2 protein-coding genes are annotated in these 2,467 nt (G+C 50.1%); both read right to left on the bottom strand.

Annotated elements, in window-relative coordinates; all coding sequences use genetic code 11:
• Positions 1 to 341: 341 nt before the first annotated feature.
• Positions 342 to 1,121 carry an SDR family oxidoreductase gene (locus ABGY95_RS00645; RefSeq protein ID WP_347439746.1) on the bottom strand — a complete coding sequence of 260 codons (780 nt, stop codon included), beginning with the start codon at positions 1,119 to 1,121 and terminating at the stop codon, positions 342 to 344.
• Between the two features lie 7 nt (positions 1,122 to 1,128).
• The coding region (gene uxaC, locus ABGY95_RS00650) for a glucuronate isomerase (RefSeq protein WP_347439747.1) at positions 1,129 to 2,467 on the bottom strand (1,339 nt) is incomplete at its 5' end.

Raw genomic sequence — 2,467 nt, forward strand, 5'->3', positions numbered from 1 at the left:
ATAGAGTGAGCAAATTATGAATTCAGGCTTTTGGCTGAGGCTGATGAGCAGCCACATTTAAGCAGCCTAGATAGCTAACGAACCCTGCGTGTTGCGATTGAAGGGCACACCTAAACTATTTTGATGCAGTCAGGAATAGCTAACATTACCTCATAAATAAGATTACTCTAGCCGACCGTGGCTATGTGTGAAAATTGATGAAGAATAGACGCTAGAAACGCGGGTGGGATATTCTCGGTATGACTGAATGAAGAGCAAAACAATAAAGCCAGTATCCCTATTTGAGAATACTGGCTTCATTGCTTAGAATGGGGAGATTTTTATGGAGGGGCTGAGATTCGTCAGATCGTCAGGGCATTGAATCCTCCATCGACTACCATTTCGGTGCCTGTGATGAAGCTGCCGGCTTTACTGGATGAAAGCAGTAGAGTGGCACCAATAAGTTCTTCAGCATTACCAAAGCGTGCAGCTGGAGTTCCGCCGATGATCTGGGCGACACGTTCTTCGTTGAGGACCTTGCGGTTTTGCTCAGCTGGGAAGAAGCCTGGGACAAGAGTGTTGACTCTGATGTTTTTGTTTGCCCATTCGCGCGCCAGGTTGCGGCTGAGGTTGTGCACTGCGGCTTTACTTGCTGAGTAGGTAAATACTTTCGAGAGCGGGTTGAGGCCAGAGATTGATCCGAGGTTGATGATGGATGCTGGCTCTCCACGCTCGAGAAAGTATTGACCAAAGACCTGACAGGCCTGCACTGTCGCTCCGAGATTGATGTCGAAAATACTCTTGAATTCGTCCACGCCGATTTCGAAAAATGGTGTTGGCGAGTTGACTCCAGCACCATTGATAAGGATGTCGATCTTACCAGAGCGCTCGATGACTGTGTTTCGTAGCTCAGTGAGTGAGTCCTTTTCCTTCAGGTCGGTAGCGACGAAATAACCACGGCCACCAGTAGCTTCGATAGCTGCGAGTCTAGCTTCAGCTTTAGCTGGGTCACGACCGGCGAGGACCACTTCTACGCCAGCTTGCGCGAGACCTTGAGCCATGTGGCCACAGAGTTCGCCGGTTCCGCCAATAACGATGGCAACTTTATCTTCGAGGTCGAAAAGTGAGGTGATGTAGTTCATGTGTGTTTTAGTTATTATGATTTGCCGGCCATTGGAAGTACTCGTTGGCATTGCGGTAGCAAATGTCTGAGATGAGCTTGTTGAGTTGAGCTTTGTCGTCTGGGATTTCGCCATCTTCTACAGCTTTGCCGATGAGTTGGCAGAGGAGCCTGCGGAAGTATTCGTGGCGCACGTAGGAGGTGAACGAACGTGAATCTGTCAGCATGCCTACTGAGGTGCCTATTGCCCCGAGCGACATCAAGATGTCGAGTTGTTCGATGATCCCGCGTTTGTGGTCGAGATGCCACCAAGCTGGTCCGTATTGGATTTTCCCAGGACAGGTTTCATCTTGGAAGCTTTGTAAAGCACAGCAGATAGCGGCGCTTTCGTTAGGGTTGAGATTGTAGACAATAGTGCGGGGGAGTGTTGCCTTTTCTTGAATGGATGAAAGGAAATCCACCAGAGCCTGAGTTTGTGGCCAAGCTCCCATTGTATCTAGGCCAGAGTCAGGGCCGATACGCTTAAATAGTGGCTTGTTTACATTGCGAAGCGGTCCTAGGTGGAGTTGCATGGTCCACTGTTTCTCAGAGTTCCACTCTGCTACATGGCGCATGATGTCAGCAGCAAAAATACTCCAGTCTTCTGTGCGGTTTGGCGCATTGCCGAGTGCAGCGTTGTGGAAAATAGCATTCAATTCCTGAGGCGTCGATTCACCAGTTGGGCAGAAGGGAATTCCGTGGTCAGAGAGGCGACAGCCTACAGCGTGGAAGTCATCGTGACGTTGTTTGAGGGCCTGCAGTAGCTTAGAGTAATCTGTGATTTCTGTGTTGCAGCGCTGACCGAGTTGTTTGAGCCAAGCGCTATATTGTTCAGGCTTATCAATGGCCATTGCTACGTCAGGGCGATAAGTTGGAAGTGTTCGCGCGGTGTCTTCGGCTGCCAATCGCTGGTGCACGGATAGATCGCATGCTGGATCATCTGTTGTGCAGACTAGTGAGACGTTGAAGCGCTTGAGGAGACCACGAACGCCAAGCTCCGGGTTGGAGAGTAGTTGCGCGTTCGTCTTATTCCAAATTTCTTCAGCAGTATCAGCAGTGAGTACAGTGTCGATATCGAAGACTCTTTGTAGCTCTAGGTGAGCCCAGTGATGCACAGGGTTTCCGACAGCGAGAGGCATGATGGAGGCGAAGGCATGGAACTTCTCCCATGGTGAAGCACTTCCTGTGACAAATTCTTCCGCTACACCACAGCCGCGCATCAAACGCCATTTGTAGTGGTCGTGCTTGAGCCAGAGCTCCCAAAGATTAGCGAAGTGGTGATCGTCGAGGATCTCCTGCTGGTTTAGGTGCGTGTGGAAGTCGATAATT

The organism is Rubritalea sp. (assembly GCF_039830215.1).
Taxonomy (GTDB): domain Bacteria; phylum Verrucomicrobiota; class Verrucomicrobiia; order Verrucomicrobiales; family Akkermansiaceae; genus Rubritalea.